Raw genomic sequence first — 18,939 nt, forward strand, 5'->3', positions numbered from 1 at the left:
TTCATAATGGATTACTTGCAGAACGGATAATCAAGATACCTTTATAGAAATTACTATTATACCAGAAGTACCAGATCTTTTTGTATTACAACTATATCGCCACTTTCGTCAAAAACGCTTCAATCTCATCCATATACCCTTCCGTTGTTATGCTTCTTGGCGCAAATAGAAAACGCAGTCCCATCTTCCATTCCGACCCGGCAATCGATGTAGGCAACATCGAATGCTCGGTATGTTGAAACGTTTTGACATGAAGTAAGGAAGAAGGATGAATCTCCTTACGATAGGTACCCTCCGTATCTTGAATATCCACATTAACATCATCTTCTCCAAGCAATAGCAACACCGGCGTTTTGAAATTATGCAGACTCACGGTAGCATCCGAATTAAAGTTTTTGCTGACAAAGCTCCAGCGTTCACGAGACATTGGTTCTTCGTCTTTCCGAATATGTTTCGTGTATTCCTCGTAAGATCCGTGATGTTTTAAAATATCTTTAATCTGATTATCGTATTTCACCTGTGCTTCAATCTCCTGTTGTGTATGCCCGTCCTTGGCCATCTGACTCCGCGTATTGTATTCCCCTTGCTTCAGCCAGTTGATCGCTGGTGATACCAGAATGCTGAATGCGAGATCTTCCTTACCTGCAAGCTTGGGGATGACCCAGCCGGCCTGACTTGCTCCCCATACACCAATCCGGGAACCGTCAATCATCGGTTGTTTTTTGGCCCAAGCAATTGCCTGTTGTGCTTCAACGACACGATCATCGATACTCTGATCCAGCCAGTTCCCCTCTGAACCTCCGATGCCACGTTTGTCCAGTGACAAGGACGCATAACCGAGAGAGGCAAGGCGTTCCCACAGCGGTTTGTAACCTTCACTATGCGTTGCATCAATAGGGCCATCACCATGGATAAAGAGCACTAAACCAAGCTTTTCTTTATCAGCACCCTTTTTAGGAAGTGTGAGAATGCCCGTTAATTTCCCTTGTGCGCTGGGAATCTCCAAGGATTGCAAGGCCATGTTATAGTCTTGCTGTGCAACGATATATAGGCCTGTACCGCCAAATATTAAAGTGACGATGAGTAAGGAAATCCAACTTTTTTTATGTTTAAGCTTGCTCTGTTTCATCTTAGCTGTCTCCTTTGCGGATCATATAATTCCATTGATGTTCACCAAGGAGCATGGCAGTTAACAAGCTGTTCGTGCTGTTTTGTTTATGAAAATGATAGTGCTCGTACATCTGCATCGCTTTCTGATTGTGATGGGCTACATGCAGACTGAGATACGATAAATTTGCTGTTTGAAGCATATATTGCTGTGCCCAAGCCAGGAGATGTCTGCCGACGCCTTTACCTTGGTGATCGGGGTGCACAACGATATCCTCGATATAACATTCGCCTTCCTCAGGCTTATGTTTAAGCAGTTGTATACGCATCATAAACTGAAGCAACTTCCAGTAATCATAGTAACGGTACATTTTCCACCATTTTGTCTGGATAGTTTTAGGCTGTTTGCCAATCTCACTACTCTTCCATCTCAGTGCCATCGTACCGATCACCACATCGTTCTCGAGTGCTGTGACGCGCAGACTTCCTGTTTGATAAGGGGTATGTCGTAACCAGTTCTCGAAAATGGAAGCTAGCTCCGTTACTGAAAGTGATGACAACTTTACAAATTTGTGTCCAAAGCCAAATGCCATCAGTTTCGCAACAGTATGATATTGCTCGGGTGTTATAGGTTCAATTTGTACCTGTTGCATAGGAGTTTGATCCTGTTTCGCGTTCAGGAGGTTCGTTGGCCTAAAATCGTTGTTGCCATGATGTCTGATCACTCTCCCACCTCCGGGTTCGAGACATACGAAAGCAGTTCATAATGGAGTTGGTCAGGTGTAAACAGCGATAAATATGATTTTTCGATTATGATTAATGGACCTGAGCACATGTATCCTCGCTCTTCAGCGTAAGCATAAAATTCCTGGGCGGTTGCGGCCACTCCTTCTTCATTTTCTACAAAAAGAGTGCGGGATAAGTATGAGCCTGACGGTAGTGTTAAATCAGTCTGCCCTCCCTCCGCTTTCGTGTACATCCCTACGATGCCTGAATCGTTGTGCACATAATGAATATCCGCTTCAAACAGATTGGAAATGTTGTTTCGATGCTGGATCAGGTGCTTAGCACTCAGACTTTCAGCTTCTTGCATCTCAAACCACAGGGACAAAGGAAACTCCTCACGCTGGACGATCGCATACGTCCCTTCTGTTGCCTGAGAAACTTGCTTAGGAATCTGCTCTTTTTCATCCAGCAGTTTTTCAATAAACAGTTTGGTGTCCTGTAGCCTTTGGATCTCCGCCTCCGTGTCTCTCAGCGCCTGTCGGAAAATCGGGGTGATCTGCTCGGCCGTCAGATGTGACAGGCATTCTTTGATCACTTGCACAGACAAACCCATCTTACGGAACAATAAAATATGAGCTAAACGGTACACTTCATCCATTCCATACATTCGGTATTGATTTTCACCGGTATATGCCGGGTGTAACACCCCTTTTTCTTCAAAATAACGAATCTGGTGCACGGATACTTGCATCAGCTGAGCTAGTTCGCTAATCGTAATTTCATCTTTCATATCATTCATCGTAAACTCCACCTTTGTTGTCTTATCTATAGGTAGCATAAACCTTAGGTCTGACCTAAGGTCAAGTTTAATTTTCAATTTCTTATGTTCCTTTATGTATGTGTGAAAACATAAAAATGAAAGACAAACCATTTCGCGGTTTGCCCTTCACGTTCACGTACGTATTTTTTGTTAACATTTCGAAAAAAAAGTGCGGTTTGCTCGCCTATCTTTTGGACTTCATATTTCCTTTGTGATACGCGCTAATCAGCATAGGGACGGCGATCAGCAAACTGACGATAATCGGTACAATGGATGCCTCCAGTCCGAAGCTTCCCCCTGTCAACCATAGTGATCCGGTTAGCTGTACATCAAAAAAGCCTTGTGTTGCTATGCCCGACACCGGTATACCCAACATTCCCTCCAGTGCATTCCATGCAAAATGAAGACCCATGACAAACCACAGATTACGCCGCCACAGAAATCCGGCTCCGAGCAAAATGCCTGCCTCAATGACAATAGCAACTGAACTCCAAAGTGTTGCTCCGGGATTTGGCAGATGAGCCAAACCGAAAAAAAGCGAAGTTATAGCCAAAGCGAGCCAGCTTCCCAGTCGCTTTTCAATCGCTTGCAGGAACAAGCCGCGAAAGATCAATTCCTCCACAATGGCCGCACCAATCGCCAAAGCCAAAATAGAACCAACTGCGTTCGTCGCTGACCATGTAAAGCTGTATCCACCAAGCAACGTGATGATCCCAACAGAAACCCCAATCAAGATAAGACCAACTCCCGAGCCTAATATCAACTCAGTTCCTGCTCTACGAAGTTGTAATTCCTGTACGTTGCGCCCTGCCATGAATTTCATTACAAACCAGTAGATCGCAATGGAGACGATACCTCCTGCAAGTGCCAGCATAATCGACAGAACCCCTTGCGAATCACCGAACAGCTTTTGGGTCATGAAACCGGACAGGCCCAGAAGAATAACACCTGTAAACATCCATACGAGCGGGAACTGCATTATTTTCCTCACTTCAACCGAACCTCCTCACATGATTGGACTAGTTACCTTTAGTATATATGTATGACGTGAATATTGCTTTCAAACAAACCTTCGTAATGGATCGTTGTATTTACAATAGTTTGGAGCAAAGTAACCATTTAGCCGTTTGGTAGTTTCGAATCTAACGCAAAAAAGCCGCTTATGCGCGGCTTTTCTTTATAGACTTAAGTTCCTTGCTCTCCAATCATTTGCAGTTCAATCTTCTTCATCTCGTAAAAATAACCCTTACGCTCCATCAACTCCTCGAAGGAGCCTGTTTCTACAATCCGGCCTTGATCCATGACCACAATCTGATCCATTCGTTCAAGTCCTGCCAAACGGTGACAGACGAGTAGCAGCGTGTCTTCTGCCGCCTGTCTCAGCAAGTTCTGTAACACACGTGCTTCCGTAACGTAGTCCAGCGAAGAGGTTGGTTCATCCAGCAACCATAATCTGCCCTTGCGCAACATGGCACGGGCCAGAGCCAGCCGCTGTTTCTCACCATCGGAGAGATTTTCTCCTTTTTCGTATACGGTGTCGTCCAAGGATACATTAGAAAGCTGAACTTGATGGAGTATATCTTGCACATATTCATCGGAGTGAGTCTCACCACTGAGTAGCAGATTATCCCGAATCGTTCCCCGGAAAAAGTGGCTCTGTTGCAACACAACATGTGTATTTTGCCACATGCTTGTTTCATTTAAGTCATTTACCGAGATGTCATTGAATTTTATGTTGCCAGCAGCAGGTGTCCGTAGCTTGAGAAGTAGATCCAAAATCGTAGATTTTCCAGAGCCACTTGGCCCGACAATCGCCGTTTTGGAGCCAGCTGCAAGGTAGAGTGAGACGTCATCTAGCGCAGATCGCCACTCCCCTTCATATTGAAAAGAAACATGAGATAGTTCGATCGTTACCGCTTCCGCTTCTGCATCGACTTCCAGAGATAAATGGGTTTTAGACAAATGAGCCTGATTAACATGGCCATTGGTCTGCGGTTCAGGCACAGTCTCAGCCAAACGTTTCGCAGCATGTTCGCTGTCCAACTTATACGCTGGTAACACAGCCATTGCTGCGGATTCTTCAAACATCGTTTGTGTCGCCAGAATCAACATCGCAAGATACACACCGGCAAAGACTCCGTCTGCAATGAGAAAAGCACTGATTACAAGCACGCCCCATGTGACCAAATAGGTGACAAAAATATGCATGGATTGTCCCAGCACCAATTGTGTAGCAGCTCTTTGTTGCTGCGTTGCGAGTTCAGCCGAATCCTGCTGAAGTTGCTGTTCACGCCCTGCCAATTGTCCATATACTTTCAAATCACGAAAACCATACAATACTTCGGTTACCTCTGTAGATAGCTTTGCCCGTTGCTGACGTACATGTTCGTTGATTTTCCGTTGACCGATCAGCACCAGGCTTGGGACAACAAAAGCTGTAATCAACATGCCCACGATGAGTAAACACGCAATCCAGAATGAAAAAATCGCTGTAAACAGGACGGTGCTCAGGAATACCATCACCACCATAATAGGCGGATAAGCAACACGCAGAAAATAATGTTGTAAGCTCTCTACATCACCAACGATCCGTGCCAGCAGATCCCCGCTTCGGTTTTTGTTCATAATTCCAGGTGTAACCGGTATAAGCTTGGCAAAAAATGAGGTTCGTAAACGGCTGAGGATAGAAAAGGTTGCCCGGTGAGAAGCAAGCCTCTCCCCATAACGGCTAGCTGCTCGCACGAATCCAAGCAGTTTGACCATCGACGTTAGAACAATCAAGGTGTACAGTGGCGGTGCAAATACCGTTTGCGAGATAAGGTATCCGCTTGCGGAGAAAAGGGCTACACCTGCTGTGCCTGCAATGAATCCGCATAATATAGAGAGCAAAATATCTTTGCGCTCCTGCATCATCGCCTTGGACAGAACAGCTAACTCTTTCATGCGATCCCTCCTGTTCTCTGAATTTGCACCATTTCGGCATATCCAGGCACTCGTTCTAGTAGCTCCTGATGTGTTCCCGAATCTGCAAGTTCACCATCCGACATGAACCAAATCTGGTCCGCTTGCTGAATCGTATATAATCGGTGCGCTACCGTAATGATGGTGGCCTGTTGTGACAATGCTGCGATAGAACGCTGTAGAATCTGTTCGGTGCGCAGGTCGAGTCCAACTGTTGGTTCATCAAACAGGATGAAGGCAGGCTTTTTCAGAAAAGCGCGAGCGAGAGCTAATCTTTGTTTTTCTCCCCCAGAAAGTCCACGTCCTCCTTCCCCAACAGGGGTATCTAATCCTTTATCCAGTTGAGTAATAAGTGAAGTGAGTCCTGCACGTTCAGCCGCTTTTTCTATCTCCGCACGAGGTTCATCACTTCCCGAACCTATAGCTATATTTTCAGCTAATGTGCCTGCAAAAATATAGGGATGCTGTGTAATATAACTGATCTGTTTAAACCAGTCGGCCTCGTTTATTTGTACAAGCGGTCTTCCGTTAATACAAACTTCTCCCGAGGTTGGATGTAACAAACCGGAGATCAGGCTTAATAAGGTTGTTTTACCTGAGCCGCTTGGACCAACAATGGCGAGCTTTTCTCCTGGTTTTATCGATACATGTCCCGTTTCAAGTGCAAACGAACCTGGGACATAGTGAAACCGGACATTTTTTAATTCAATGAATGAAGGCATATCTGACTTCGTTGACGCAGGTCCGGTCAATAATTGCTGATGTGACGACTTTTTCTCAACTTCCTTAGGCTGTGAATTCTCTTTTCGTTGTTCGTTTTCCGCAATTAGTTGCTCCACCTTACGAATAGCGCCCATGCTTGTTCGACCGCTGTGAAAGGCGGTACCTGTATTTTTTAACAAACTGTAGAACTCGGGAACGAGCAACAACAACAGAAAAGCGGTATGAAAGGTCATTGATTTATACACAAGTAGCTGAATGGCAAGCTCTAACGCAACGATACCGATACTTAACATGACAATCGCTTCAAGCATAAACGTATTCGTAAAAGCAATCTTCAAAATGCTCATCGTGCTATCCCGATAACCCAGACTGCTGCGTTCGATCTCTTGTTGCTGACGATTCACCCGTCCGAATATTTTCAATGTCACCAGACCTTGAAGCGAATCGAGGAACGTGCCGGAAAACTCCGCCAGCTGTGCATACTTTTCTTCAGATTTATTCTTGGTCTGCAAGCCAACAAGAATCATGAACAATGGAATAAACGGTGCTGTACACAACAGAATCCAGCCTGTGTTGGCATGTAGTGTGAAGGCAACAACCAGAATCACAATCGGAATCATCGAAGCTTCCATCATACGTGGCATGTACTGACTGAAATAGCTGTCCGCCTCATCGATGGCGTCTAGGGCAACGCTGACCTTGCCTCCTGTCTGTCCCTGCAATGCAGAGAACATGGAAGTGTGAGTAAGATTTTGTAACACCTTTGCACGCATATTGGTTTTGGCACGTGCAGCCATATGCAAACCAACTTTGCCGTTGCCGTATGTTAACAGCGTACGTAGAGCCATAACGGTGAGTAATACCCCGAGAAGTGGCATGATCGATGATAAGGACGCCTTTTCTACAAAAATACGCTGTACAGCTTCTGCCATAAATACAGCCTGGCTTATAATCACTGCACTAAGTGCCAGTGAAAAGGCCATAAGGAGAAGTCTGTTTTTTCGAAGTAAAGACATCTGCTGTTGAATCAGAATCGATTTTTGCCGACCAGATTGTTTACCTTGCTGTTTGGTTCGCTCTTTCCTTTGCCTTTTCACAGGGCGACCCTCCTTTTTATTTGTTGCCTTTGACATAATCCGCATCAAACAGGAACAGTTTGAACACCAGAATCAAAGATGGAATGAGCAGGCATAGTCCCCCGATAAAGACGACAACCAGTGCAAAACCCATAGCTGGCGAGGTGGCACTGCTCTGAATTGTGATGTACGGATCAAGGATGTATGGATACTGACCGATGCCATAGGCAAAGAACGCACAGAAAAACTGTAGCATGATGCAAATAAAAGCAAGTCCGTAGCGGCGTTCGTTATACAGCAACCACATGGCAACCATGAAGAAAGCGACGGATAAGGCGAGCAGCCACCAGAGATCCATCATATTTTGAAAATGACGTTCATTGTGCTGACCCAAATATATAAATGCAGTCAGCGCTAAAATAATCGTAGGTGTGCTCCAAAATAAGGAATAATTCCGCATGAGCTTCAAGGCACCTTGATCTTCTGCCCGTGAGGCGTAGAAGGTCAGAAAAGTCCCACTGATAAACAATACAGAGACAATCGCCAGTCCAACGATGCTCCAGGATAACGGGTTGGTGAATAACGCCCAGTAATCCAGTGAAACCGTCTCTCCCTGCTTCAGAATGAAACCACCTTCCGACAAGGTCAGGGCTACGGACAGAGATGCAGGAATCAACAAACCCGTTGCCCCATATAAAAACAGGTACACGATGTTGTTCTTGGAACCGTAATTCTCAAAAGCATAGAACGAGCCACGGATTGCTAAAAGTATAACGGCGATACTTCCGGGAACGATCAAGGCTGCGCCATAATAAGAGGCCGTATCCGGGAAAAATCCAACGATACCAATATAGAAAAAGACAAAAAATACATTCGTAATCTCCCATACGGGCGATAGATAGCGAGAGATTAAACGGTTAATCAGATGATCCTGTTTCGTTAGACGTGCATAAAAGGCAAAGAATCCAGCCCCGAAATCAATGGAAGCAACGATCAGATATCCGTACAAGAACAGCCAGAGCACTGAAATACCAATTAACTCATAACTCATGGGATGGCTCTCCTTTCTCTGCAACTGTTGCCGTTTTATTTGGTTTGGCCTGCAACCATTTTTCCATTTCTAGCTCAGCAGGATTGTTATTGAACAAATGTTTCAACACGAGAACGCAGATTACACCAAGCACGATATACAAAAGCAAGAAAACAAAAAATAAAATTCGCACACTCGGAGAAGATGTGGCGGCTTCTTCGACACGCATGTACCCACGAATAATCCATGGCTGCCGCCCGATTTCCGCATAGAACCAGCCCATCTCTACAGCGAGGAAAGCAAGCGGTGCGCTGAGTGCAACTAGGCCAAGCAGCCATTTGTTCAGCGGATTACGCTTCTTCCATAACACAAATAGGAAATATAGGCTGGAGATGGCGAGTAGAGCAAATCCGATGCCAGCCATTAGATCGAATAGATAATGCACCAGTAGTGGCGGTTGTTCATCGGGTGGAAATTCGTTCAGCCCGGTGACTTCTGCATTGAAGTCTCCAAAGGCCAGAAAGCTGAGCAACTTGGGCAGATGTAACGCGCCTATAATCTCATGTTCTGCATTCAGCCAGCCGAGTAGGATCAAATCCGCACCGCTCTCTGTCTCAAAATGCCATTCTGCTGCTGCCAATTTCTCCGGTTGGTGTTCAGCCAAAAACTTTGCAGATACATCTCCAGCAAGTGTGTTCAGCAAACTGAATACCAGAACTACGGCCATCATCAGGTTTAGGCCTTTCTTGTGGTAAGCAGATACCCCTCTCTTCAACATCGCAAGAGCCGCGATCCCGGCGAGCAAAGCCGCTCCTGTCAGATAAGCCGAGCTTAAGACATGGAACACTTTAGAGAACGTTGCTGTATTCAGCATGGCTTGTACGGGATTAACCGCTGTAAATTGACCAGCCTGCATCACAAATCCTTCCGGTTGGTTCATGAATCCGTTCACGGTTGTGATGAAAACGGCAGACATCCCTGCCCCGGCAACAACGGGAATCGTCAGCAGCCAGTGGATATACGGGTTTTTGAATCGATCCCATGTATAGAGATAAATGCCCAGGAAGATGGCTTCAAAAAAGAAGGCAAACACTTCCATAAATAGCGGCAATGCAATGACATTACCAGCCAGCTTCATAAAATTCGGCCACACCAGGGCCAGCTGTAGCGATATCGCTGTACCTGTCACCACCCCCACAGCCACCGAAATGACAAAACCTCGTGACCATCTTTTCGCCATAAGTATGTAGTGGGGGTCTTTCTTCCGAATACCGATAAATTCAGCAATCGCAATCATCAAAGGTATACCCACACCAAGTGTTGCAAAAATAACGTGAAATCCAAGTGTCAGACCCGTTACGAGTCTGCTCCATAACACCGTATCGACTGCCATTTTGTATTGCCTCCTCTCAAATTCCATTCATTGCTTCTTCTGTTTTACACATCCACTCCGATGACAGAATAACCTTACAATCGCTGTTATCCCCAGATTTTTTTGATTCCCTTTTTAAAGGGGAAATCCGGTGATAAAGGCGAAGCGTATGCTTCCGATGCTAGCTTTCTTTCAGAAAGCTTTTAGCTCCGCTTTTTCAGGTTTTTTCTGTCCTCTCCGTTTTTGTGTAAATTAGTTAGTTGTTAGCTTTCAAGCGAATCGCAAGTTAGTTATAGGCAAACGATTCCAATAACTTATGAGAAAAAAATCACAAACCAAAATACAAGGATAGGTTGCCACATGTCCCGTGCATTTAATCCTGAAACCCTTGAACGCTATCCAAGGTTGGATGTCTCTTCTTCTCTGATCACACAGCGTCTTAATCATTGGCTTAAACCTATTAATCAAAATTATTATATCCTTAATTTTAAGCAATTCAATCGCTGATACCCCCTTGTTCATAAACGTTCAAGAAAGGCTCAACTCTTTCTGACAACTTCGTGAAAATAGGCACAATCACCCTTTAGGGCTATTGCATTATCTAGCTTAGCCGTGATATGCCGTGTTAATGATATTAGCTGATTGCTCATTGATTGAGTTTGAATCCTTGAGAGATTATCCAACCAATATTAGAAATGATCTGTGTTACACTAGAGTTACTTCTGTCCTCCGACAGAGAGACATGCAATTCATAACGATTAATAACGATACATAGCGTAAGGAGATGTTCTATTGAGTAATATTAAAAATAAATTCGATTATATGTCAGAAACCGAAAGACTCGTGATCCGCCCACTACAAGATAAAGATTACGAGAACTGGCTTCACGAATTCGAGAGCCGTTCTCCCTCCCAGCATCGACACGATCCTGGAAAAATGGATATGAGCGAATGTACATTAGAATGGTTCGAGCGTCTGGTAGCAAGACATCAGGAACTGGCGTTTAACGATAAAGTATATGTCTTTGGAGTTTTCCGCAAAGAAGATGGCACCCACTTGGGCATGATCGATATTGCCACCTTGGCGAGAGAACCTTTTCAGTGGGCGAGCTTTGGGTACACGATTCACAATCAGCACTGGAAAAAAGGATACGGCAAAGAAGCAGTACGTCAGGTCCTCCGTATTGCAACCGAGTCTTTAAAATTCCACCGTTTGGAAGCACATATCAACCTGGATAACCTGCCCTCCATCAAGCTGGCTGAAAGTGTCGGTCTGGAGTTTGAATGTATTCGCAAAGGTTTTATCTATGAACATGAGGAATGGACGGATCATCTGGTATATTTCAAGAACCTGTTTTAAAGCGGTCTATTTATTTAAAAACAGATAACCTGAAAAAAGCAGCTACCATCCAAGGTAGCTGCTTTTACTTCAATATCAGACCAGACCAAGTGAACTAATAATACATTTATTTTACGATGTGGATTCAGATCAGAGATACACTTCATATATTAACCAACTCATATCCACATGTATTAATGTGACTTTATTTGAATACAGACCTCGAGGAATTTGCAATAACACATGGATAAATGTACTAATTCTATTTCTATCTTTTTCCTGAGTCAGTTACACCCGCTGAACAGCCATTTCATTTAAGATATGCCTTACTTGGTAGGTGCCCTTTTCTAATTCAGATTGTACAAATGACTCCACACGATCCTTCTCTACGTCATACAGTACTTCAATTTCTCTAGAGAACAGAAGATGTCCTTCTTTGATTTTGTTAGACAATGTAGCAATCTTCTTCGGCTTCGGCGCTTCACCCAGAATCTGCTGTAGCGCTTGAACGTAGGTTTCCAGAGGGCGAGCCCCAACCACTTTAATGCCTTGCTGCTCCTTGTTGACAATAATAATGGATGGGAAACCTCTTACGCCTAGCCGGGCAGTCATCTCAAAGTCTTCTTCCAACAAGTCTTGTGCAGATTGCTGAGCAGCACTGGCCACGATTTCTTTTCCATTCAGCCCTAGCCCATTCACAAGCTCAATCAGCACATCATCTTCTCCAATATTTCGATTCATCGCAAATACGGCTTCACGTGCAACTCTTAGAAAGGCTTGTTTTTTCCCAGGATACATGCGCTCTATGACTTTAAACACACGAGAAGGCGGATAGGATGACTGGATTGGGTTCTCAAGCCAAACGGAACCGTCAATCGGCATCCGTGAGTGCTCACCTACTTCTCTCCAATGCCCTGCCACATCTGCAGGTTTCGAAATGCCATTTGCCCCATCAGAGAACCCTTCCCAGCTCGCTAGCAAACCACCCATTTTGGTCTCCACATTAAAATAATGACCGTACTCTTCTATAAAACGATTCAACACAGGTTCCAGTGCCCAGCAGTGTGAGCAAATGGGGTCTGTAGCATAATAAAGTGTTATTTTTTTCTCTTCCTGCTTTAGATTAATCACTTGCATTTCTTCTTCATCACTTACACCACATACACCCGTTTCCAAATCACACATCATGGATTCATTACTCATCATTATCCCATCCTTTTTGATCTTATCTATTGAATTGACTTTGTGTTAGTATGATTATAATATCTACAATCTACAGAACAAGTACGATTCTTTTTCTGACTAAGTATCAAAAAGTATACTAATGGACCGGAACAACAACTTTGGCTTGGAGGTTTGTGTGTGAAATATGATTTTAATTTTGAGCAACTCTGTCCGGCTACTTATGCATTTCAAGTGATTGGTGGCAAGTGGAATCTGCCAATTCTGGCGATTTTAAGTGAAGATGACGCTATTCGATATAACGAATTAAAAAGAAGGCTGCCGGGCATCACACCAACGATGTTAACCAATTGTTTGAAAGATTTGATTCAATACGGAATCGTGCATCGTAAGCAATATAACGAAATTCCGCCAAGAGTCGAATATTCACTCACACCATCCGGTAAAGAACTGGTTCCTTTAATTGAATCGATGGTGTTATGGGGTCAAAGAAATATGAATGCAGGCACAGGGAAAACCGAGACAGTCTAAGCTGAATTTCTCTTTCTGACAATTCATGTATTAAAAAGGGCACCCGGCTACGGCTGCCCTCATCAATTTAAGGATGAATATTGATAATCCTTTTATTTACTCAAACTGTTCCATAATTGCTGAAATGCCCCCTGCTCTACTTCAAAAAATACAGGTATATGACCGTAACGCACCATGCCTTCCTCACCGAACAACACAAGCTGAACCTTTGTTTTATCTTTCAGGGTCAAATAAATCATTTTGCGATCTTCTTTGCCATAGAGACGTTCTTCCAGTTCAGAACTTGTTGCAACCGGTGTTGCTTTGTACAATGCTTCAATAAAACGGTTCAGTGACTCGTCTGCCGGAAGTTGCTGTAGCTGCCCCAGCCCATTATTCCAGCTATCAAAGCTCTCCCACTGCGCTGCAGTCACATGACCCTCGATGTTAAGCTTGCCAATTAGATCTGTGCCGCTACTAATCGACATACCATTGGTTTTATCGAACAATTGGGCGTAAACTTGTCCATCTATTTCCGTATAAGACATAATCCGAAAATCAGAATCGTATCCGTTCACGGTGTAAATATCTGCTGTACCAATCGTCGAGGCCAGCTCTTTGTAGTCATCCTTACCACTTAGCTCATGGATGCCACCAGTCGTTTTGCCCAGTTTCTCACCTCGTAGCGCCAAGGCATCTGCAGCATCCACCGTTGTCGCAGATTCGGTGTAGGCGTTACCATGATAAACAACTAATCCGATCATACTTGCTTTAACATTCTTATCATCACTGGGTAACTCAATCTTCGGAATCTCGACGGGAACAATATTTGAGTTTTCAGTTTTGATCGCAGTCTCTCCTTTGGTAACCTTTCCTTGGTTAACCTCTCCATTATTTAACGCAGTCTCTTTTGCAGGTGCAGTCGTTCCACCCCATTGCTGCCAGACGGTTGGTGCTGCAAGTCCGATACTGGCGGCGACAACAATGCTTGCTGCGACGATGTACAACGATTTACGAGGACGTTTCGTGGGTTGACGCTGGACATTCACGTTCTGTTCGATTCTTTTTTTCATCTGGTCATCTGGTTTCATCTGATCCACCGCTTTCTTATATCGTTGTTTGAATTGTTGTTCGTTCATGGTTGTTCCTCCCCCTCAAGCTCCAGTTTTAATAGTTGTCTCCCCCGTTGTAATCTCATCTTCACAGCTGATTCACTAATCTCTAAAATTTGGCTAATGTCCCGGATGCCATAGTCTTCGTAATAATAGAGATGAACTACCGACCTATATTTCACGGGCAGAGACAACACCAGTTCAATCAAAGCCTGATCTTCAGGATTATCCATCATGACGGGTTCCACGGTTCCCAGCTTGACTTCCCGTTTACGCCAGCCTTTACGGAGCAGGGATTTGCAATGGTTGGTAATCACCCGGATCAACCATGCTTTTTGATGTTCCGCATCGTTGAATGCAGGCGCTTTTTCCATCCATTTAATGAACGTATCCTGAGTGGCTTCTTCCGCGTCTTCCCGCCTGCCGAGGTGAACCATTGCAATCCGGAACAGCGTATCCGCGTATGTATCATAGATGTTCGTGACTTCATCACTTGGTTGGGATATGGTTTGCTGCATGGTTGTTGTGCCCTCCTTTATACCCTAAACACTCTTACGGACGACATTTGGTCACATTTTGTTTTCACTTTTTGTATCTCCGCTTGCAAAACACGCAAAAAAGGCTATTTCGCTGACAACACACTACCAAGTGCGTGTCATTGAAATAGCCCATTCATATTAACATTAACGGTAAAGTGCCCCGCTTTAAATGGGTTGATTCACAAACTAACTTATTTCCAAATAATCGAGATATGCGTCCCATGTACCGTCATCTGCTGTTACGATCAGCTCAATCACCTGATTTCCGGTGCCATGACTGATATTATTCAGCGTATACACTGCGGGACTGCTGCCTCCAAAATAAAACGTACCTTTCGTTTGCCCGCCAATCTTTAGATCCACTCTGGCCATATTGGCATTATTCGATGCACCTCGCAATGCGAATGAATGCGTCCCGCTTGAGAAGTTATGCGTCGTCCGCACGGCGTCGTTATTCGCATACAGGACAACACCATTGAAAGGAGAGCTGATATTGCCAGTATACTGTCCGCTCTTGGTCATATTTTCTGTTTCGATTCTTACCGTCGTTGCGGGTGGATTATTGGTTGCCCCATCCGGTGCAACAGCTCGTCCGGTGGATGGAGAGATCATACCGGCACACAGGCCTCGGTTTTTCAGATTTTGAGCAATCTGAGGAATAGCCTGAAGTGTTGTCTGGTACTGATCATGCATCAGAATAACATCTCCACTTGCCATACGATTCACCGCAGCTACTATCTGGGAGGCACTCGCCCCATTCCAATCCTGTGAATCGACATTCCACAACACTTCTCTCAAACCGTTCTGGCTGATGACCGATTTCACCGTTGCGTTGGTAGCACCATAGGGGGGTCTGAAGAGTGAAGGCGATGAACCGGTAATGGAACGAATGGTCTGCTGTGTACGTGTAATCTCAGATGCCATCTGAGAAGTATTCAGCTTCGTCATATCGGCATGCGTATAGGAATGGTTGGCAATCCACATGCCGGCGGATACCTGCGCACGAACCAATGCTTGATTGTTTTGCGAGTTTTGTCCGGTATTAAACATGGTAGCGCGCAGACCCGACTGTTTCAGTGCATTAAGTATATTGTTGGTATTGTTGGAAGGGCCGTCATCAAAAGTCAGACCTACATAACCGTTAGGACAGCGGGCATCGGCCGCAGTCGCAGAAGGCAGTGGCGGAATAGCGAATAATGAACCTAAAAGGGCAACAGACATGGCAGCTTTAATGAGCTTGGATTTAAACATGAATACACCTCCAGTTAGTTGGTTAACATCATATTTTTTCTGGTTCAATCGAAATGGCTTACTGCCGTACTTCGCTCTGCCTCCTCTCTTAAACAAAATCACCTTCCGATAAAAGCGCTTACATAGATGAATAGATTAAACTCTATCATTATGATGTTTCTAGCACTTCGCCCGGGTTGAATCTAGTATAAACGATGATTATATTGAAGTAAATTCAAATTATTACAATATATCCTATTTATTTTTCGATCCCAAAAAGAAAAACCTTGATACAGAGTCAACACCACCTAGAACATAGAGGGTTTAAACCTGTATCAAGGAGATAACTTTCACACTATTTATTTATTAAAGGTAACCTTTTCTACGCTACCATCCAGAGTAATGGATGTATCACGCGGTTTTGTTTCCGCAATTTTACGTCCTTCTCTGAAGGAGTACAGAACCGCTGCCTGTTTGCGCACCGCTTCGTATTCATTCTCTGCTTCCATAATGATGAAGTTTGCTGGCTTGCCTTCTTCAACACCGTACCGATCTTCAATGTGCAGTGTTTTGGCACTATTTTTCGTAATCAAGTCGATGGAATTCACAATCTGGTCGTAACCAAGCAGCTGTGAAGCATGAATGCCCATGTGTAGTACTTGCATCATATTACCTGTACCTAGCGGATACCACGGATCGAAGATATCATCGTGTCCGAAGCAGACGTTCAGGCCCGCTTCTTGCAGTTCCTTCACTCGTGTGAGTCCTCTTCTCTTCGGATACGTGTCAAAGCGTCCTTGCAGGTGAATGTTCACCAGCGGATTGGATACAAAGTTCAGATTCGCCATCTTGAGCAGCCGGAACAGCTTGTACGTGTACGCATCATTGTATGACCCCATTGCAGTGGTGTGACTTGCTGTAGTACGTGAGCCTAGCCCTCGTTCATACGCTTCCTTGGCAACAACTTCAATGAAACGGGATTGCTCATCATCAATTTCATCACAGTGAATATCAATGAGACGGTCGTATTTTTCAGCCAGGTCAAAAGCAACTCTCATGGAATCAACGCCATACTCACGTGTAAACTCAAAGTGCGGAATGCCGCCGACAACGTCCACGCCCATTTTAAGTGATTCTTCCAGCAGCTCCACACCGTTTGGATAAGAGTGAATGCCTTCCTGCGGGAAAGCAACCAATTGAATCTCGATGTACGGTGCCAATTCTTCCTTCACTTCAAGCATCGCTTTAACGGCGATCAGGCTTGGATCTGTCACATCCACATGTGTTCTCACATGCTGAATGCCTTGCGCCATCTGCCATTTCAAAGCTGTTTTGGAACGTGTTTTCACGTCCTCATGGGTCAGAAATGCTTTTCGCTCCGACCAGCGCTGGATACCTTCGAACAACGTACCACTCAGATTCCACTCCGGCTCCCCTGCTGTCAGCGTTGTATCCAGGTGAATATGTGGTTCAATGAATGGTGGCAACACCAGTGCTCCGCCTGCATCCAGTGTCTCTTCATTTGTATCCGAAGCTGGCTGTGAATCTTGCGTAATCTGCTCGAACTTCCCGTCTCTGACGACGATATTCCAGAGGCCTTCTTTACCCCGCAATTTTGCGTTCTGTATAATCATGTGTTTTCCCCTTTTCTTTGGATGATGTCATGGACACGATGCCCATGAGAGCTACATACGCCACGGCTGTACCGATCAGCGCGTTAAGCGGTGTTACTCCGGGAGCGAGCTGTGCAAACGCTACGCCAATGGCCCATGCTGCCATAGCAACCCAGTTTACTTTTTTGAAATTCATGTCGGCAAATGGTGCATACGTTCTGCGTTTTACAATGAAATAGTCCGCAATGATGATTGCTCCAATCGAGGGAATTGCTGCGCCGAGCACATTCAGGAAACCCACGAAGTTGTTGTACATCCACATCGCAAATACGGTCCCGATGATTCCGTTAACGATAACAAAGAATTTTTTCGATATTTTCGTAATGTTGGCAAAACCAAGACCCGAAGCATATAAAGCATTGTCGTTGGTTGTCCAGATATTGAGGCCCAGTACGATAATTGCTGGAATAAGTAACCCTTGCAGGAACATAACTTCTGATATGTCAGCCAGATTGTACGCCATTGCGCCGACAGCCCCGAACAAGAACATGAGTGAGTTACCGAGGAAAAATGCAATCACCGTCGCCGTAACCGCCTGCCGCGACGTCCGGGAGAAACGTGCAAAGTCTGGCGTGAGCGTCCCGCCGCTTATGAAAGAACCGATACAAATGGTGAGCGCTGCGGCCGCGGTAAGCGTCTGTGTTGGCGTGTAATCCAGCAACCCTTGTAGCCCGCCCAGCGAGCCAGCTCCCTCAAACATGGAGTACCCTCCGAGAATCGCTATGGCAGGTACTGCAATATAACCAAGAATAACAAGAGACTTCATACCGAATATCGCGGATGCGGTCATCGCCAGACCAAATACAACGATAAGCAGGTATACGTTCCAGTCCATCGCTTTGGCAACCGGAATGGCAAACATCGCTACCCCAACCCCGAACCATCCAACCTGTGTAAAACCGAGCAAGAACGAAGGCAGATAAGATCCTTTTTCACCAAACGAATATTTCGCCAGCAAATGGGTGGACAATCCTGTCTTGGCAGCGATATGCGCCAGTGCCCCGGTGTAGATGCCAAGCACCAGATTACCTGCCAGCACGATTGCCATAAATTCCATAAAGGTGAGGCTGACACCGAGTGTTCCACCAGCCAGCATACTAGCCGAGAAAAACGTGAATCCAAGCATGACAGATAACGTCTTCCAAAAATGATTGCGCTGTGCCTTCGGCACCTCTTGCCATGAAAACTCTTGATCTTGTTTGCTCATCAGAATACCCCCAAATTAAAGTGTTCTGATACCATAAAAAAAGCAGAAAAAGAGGCCACTCGTCACGCTTATACGCTGACAAGTAGCCTCTTTGTGCATCATAACCCGCGCGAAGACACAGAACATCCCTGTGCAGGAAATACTCTGATTTTCGCGTGATTACAAAATCCGCTGCCCTTGCCAGCCTCTCTGGACTGAATTAAAGGTACCAGTATTCAATTACGTTCTATTATTTTGGAAAAATGGTTGACTGTCAATGTCATTTTCATCCAAATTCATTAATATTCGCATCGCGAGAAGCCGGTATTTAACTCATAATTCCTGTCGTAGCTT

At 44.9% G+C, this 18,939-nt stretch carries 16 protein-coding genes; 2 read left to right on the plus strand and 14 right to left on the minus strand.

Features of this window, described 5'->3' with window-relative positions; translation table 11 throughout:
- Positions 1-91: 91 nt before the first annotated feature.
- The 8 genes from J2T16_RS03525 to J2T16_RS03560 form a co-directional block, all read right to left on the minus strand.
- On the minus strand, positions 92-1,129 hold the full coding sequence (locus J2T16_RS03525) for an alpha/beta hydrolase family protein (RefSeq protein WP_221788006.1): 1,038 nt from the start codon (positions 1,127-1,129) through the stop codon (positions 92-94).
- Position 1,130: 1 nt separating this feature from the next.
- Positions 1,131-1,832: a GNAT family N-acetyltransferase gene (locus tag J2T16_RS03530; RefSeq protein WP_221788004.1), complete on the minus strand. Its 702-nt coding sequence runs from the start codon at positions 1,830-1,832 to the stop codon at positions 1,131-1,133.
- Complete coding sequence (locus tag J2T16_RS03535) at positions 1,829-2,632, minus strand: MerR family transcriptional regulator (RefSeq protein WP_253494622.1); 804 nt, start codon at positions 2,630-2,632, stop codon at positions 1,829-1,831. The genes J2T16_RS03530 and J2T16_RS03535 overlap by 4 nt, the downstream gene beginning before the upstream one ends.
- 205 nt (positions 2,633-2,837) lie before the next feature.
- Positions 2,838-3,644 (minus strand): CPBP family intramembrane glutamic endopeptidase, encoded by an 807-nt coding sequence (locus J2T16_RS03540; RefSeq protein WP_499017782.1) that lies wholly within the window; start codon positions 3,642-3,644, stop codon positions 2,838-2,840.
- Between the two features lie 194 nt (positions 3,645-3,838).
- Positions 3,839-5,596 carry a thiol reductant ABC exporter subunit CydC gene (gene cydC / locus J2T16_RS03545; RefSeq protein ID WP_499017783.1) on the minus strand — a complete coding sequence of 586 codons (1,758 nt, stop codon included), beginning with the start codon at positions 5,594-5,596 and terminating at the stop codon, positions 3,839-3,841.
- Positions 5,593-7,353 (minus strand): thiol reductant ABC exporter subunit CydD, encoded by a 1,761-nt coding sequence (gene cydD / locus J2T16_RS03550; RefSeq protein WP_260510792.1) that lies wholly within the window; start codon positions 7,351-7,353, stop codon positions 5,593-5,595. The genes cydC and cydD overlap by 4 nt, the downstream gene beginning before the upstream one ends.
- Before the next feature lie 97 nt (positions 7,354-7,450).
- The gene (locus J2T16_RS03555; protein WP_090916035.1) at positions 7,451-8,464 is read right to left on the minus strand and encodes a cytochrome d ubiquinol oxidase subunit II; all 1,014 of its coding nucleotides are present in this window, start codon (positions 8,462-8,464) and stop codon (positions 7,451-7,453) included.
- Complete coding sequence (locus J2T16_RS03560; protein ID WP_221787998.1) at positions 8,454-9,836, minus strand: cytochrome ubiquinol oxidase subunit I; 1,383 nt, start codon at positions 9,834-9,836, stop codon at positions 8,454-8,456. The genes J2T16_RS03555 and J2T16_RS03560 overlap by 11 nt, the downstream gene beginning before the upstream one ends.
- A gap of 801 nt (positions 9,837-10,637) precedes the next feature.
- On the opposite strand from J2T16_RS03560, the gene J2T16_RS03565 reads away from it, so the two are divergent.
- The gene (locus J2T16_RS03565; RefSeq protein ID WP_221788130.1) at positions 10,638-11,174 is read left to right on the plus strand and encodes a GNAT family N-acetyltransferase; all 537 of its coding nucleotides are present in this window, start codon (positions 10,638-10,640) and stop codon (positions 11,172-11,174) included.
- A gap of 267 nt (positions 11,175-11,441) precedes the next feature.
- Here the strand turns inward: J2T16_RS03565 and J2T16_RS03570 are convergent, their stop codons facing one another.
- On the minus strand, positions 11,442-12,356 hold the full coding sequence (locus J2T16_RS03570; protein WP_499017784.1) for a DsbA family oxidoreductase: 915 nt from the start codon (positions 12,354-12,356) through the stop codon (positions 11,442-11,444).
- 159 nt (positions 12,357-12,515) lie between these two features.
- Between J2T16_RS03570 and J2T16_RS03575 the strand changes: the two genes are divergently transcribed.
- Positions 12,516-12,866, plus strand: a complete 351-nt coding sequence (locus J2T16_RS03575; RefSeq protein ID WP_336119930.1) for a winged helix-turn-helix transcriptional regulator — start codon at positions 12,516-12,518, stop codon at positions 12,864-12,866.
- A 92-nt stretch (positions 12,867-12,958) separates the two neighbouring features.
- On the opposite strand, the gene J2T16_RS03580 is transcribed toward J2T16_RS03575, so the two are convergent.
- The 5 genes from J2T16_RS03580 to codB all read right to left on the minus strand — a co-directional run bounded on the left by J2T16_RS03580 (position 12,959) and on the right by codB (position 18,606).
- On the minus strand, positions 12,959-13,984 hold the full coding sequence (locus J2T16_RS03580; protein ID WP_499017785.1) for a hypothetical protein: 1,026 nt from the start codon (positions 13,982-13,984) through the stop codon (positions 12,959-12,961).
- Complete coding sequence (locus tag J2T16_RS03585; protein WP_090916020.1) at positions 13,981-14,475, minus strand: RNA polymerase sigma factor; 495 nt, start codon at positions 14,473-14,475, stop codon at positions 13,981-13,983. Before J2T16_RS03585 ends, J2T16_RS03580 begins: the two co-directional genes overlap by 4 nt.
- A gap of 207 nt (positions 14,476-14,682) precedes the next feature.
- Positions 14,683-15,747 (minus strand): polysaccharide deacetylase family protein, encoded by a 1,065-nt coding sequence (locus J2T16_RS03590; RefSeq protein WP_154889021.1) that lies wholly within the window; start codon positions 15,745-15,747, stop codon positions 14,683-14,685.
- 338 nt (positions 15,748-16,085) lie between these two features.
- Complete coding sequence (locus J2T16_RS03595) at positions 16,086-17,360, minus strand: cytosine deaminase (protein WP_336119928.1); 1,275 nt, start codon at positions 17,358-17,360, stop codon at positions 16,086-16,088.
- Positions 17,329-18,606: a cytosine permease gene (gene codB / locus J2T16_RS03600; RefSeq protein ID WP_221787989.1), complete on the minus strand. Its 1,278-nt coding sequence runs from the start codon at positions 18,604-18,606 to the stop codon at positions 17,329-17,331. The genes J2T16_RS03595 and codB overlap by 32 nt, the downstream gene beginning before the upstream one ends.
- Between the last annotated feature and the right edge of the window lie 333 nt (positions 18,607-18,939).

The sequence above is a fragment of the Paenibacillus intestini genome, from assembly GCF_030803945.1.
GTDB lineage: Bacteria > Bacillota > Bacilli > Paenibacillales > Paenibacillaceae > Paenibacillus > Paenibacillus polysaccharolyticus.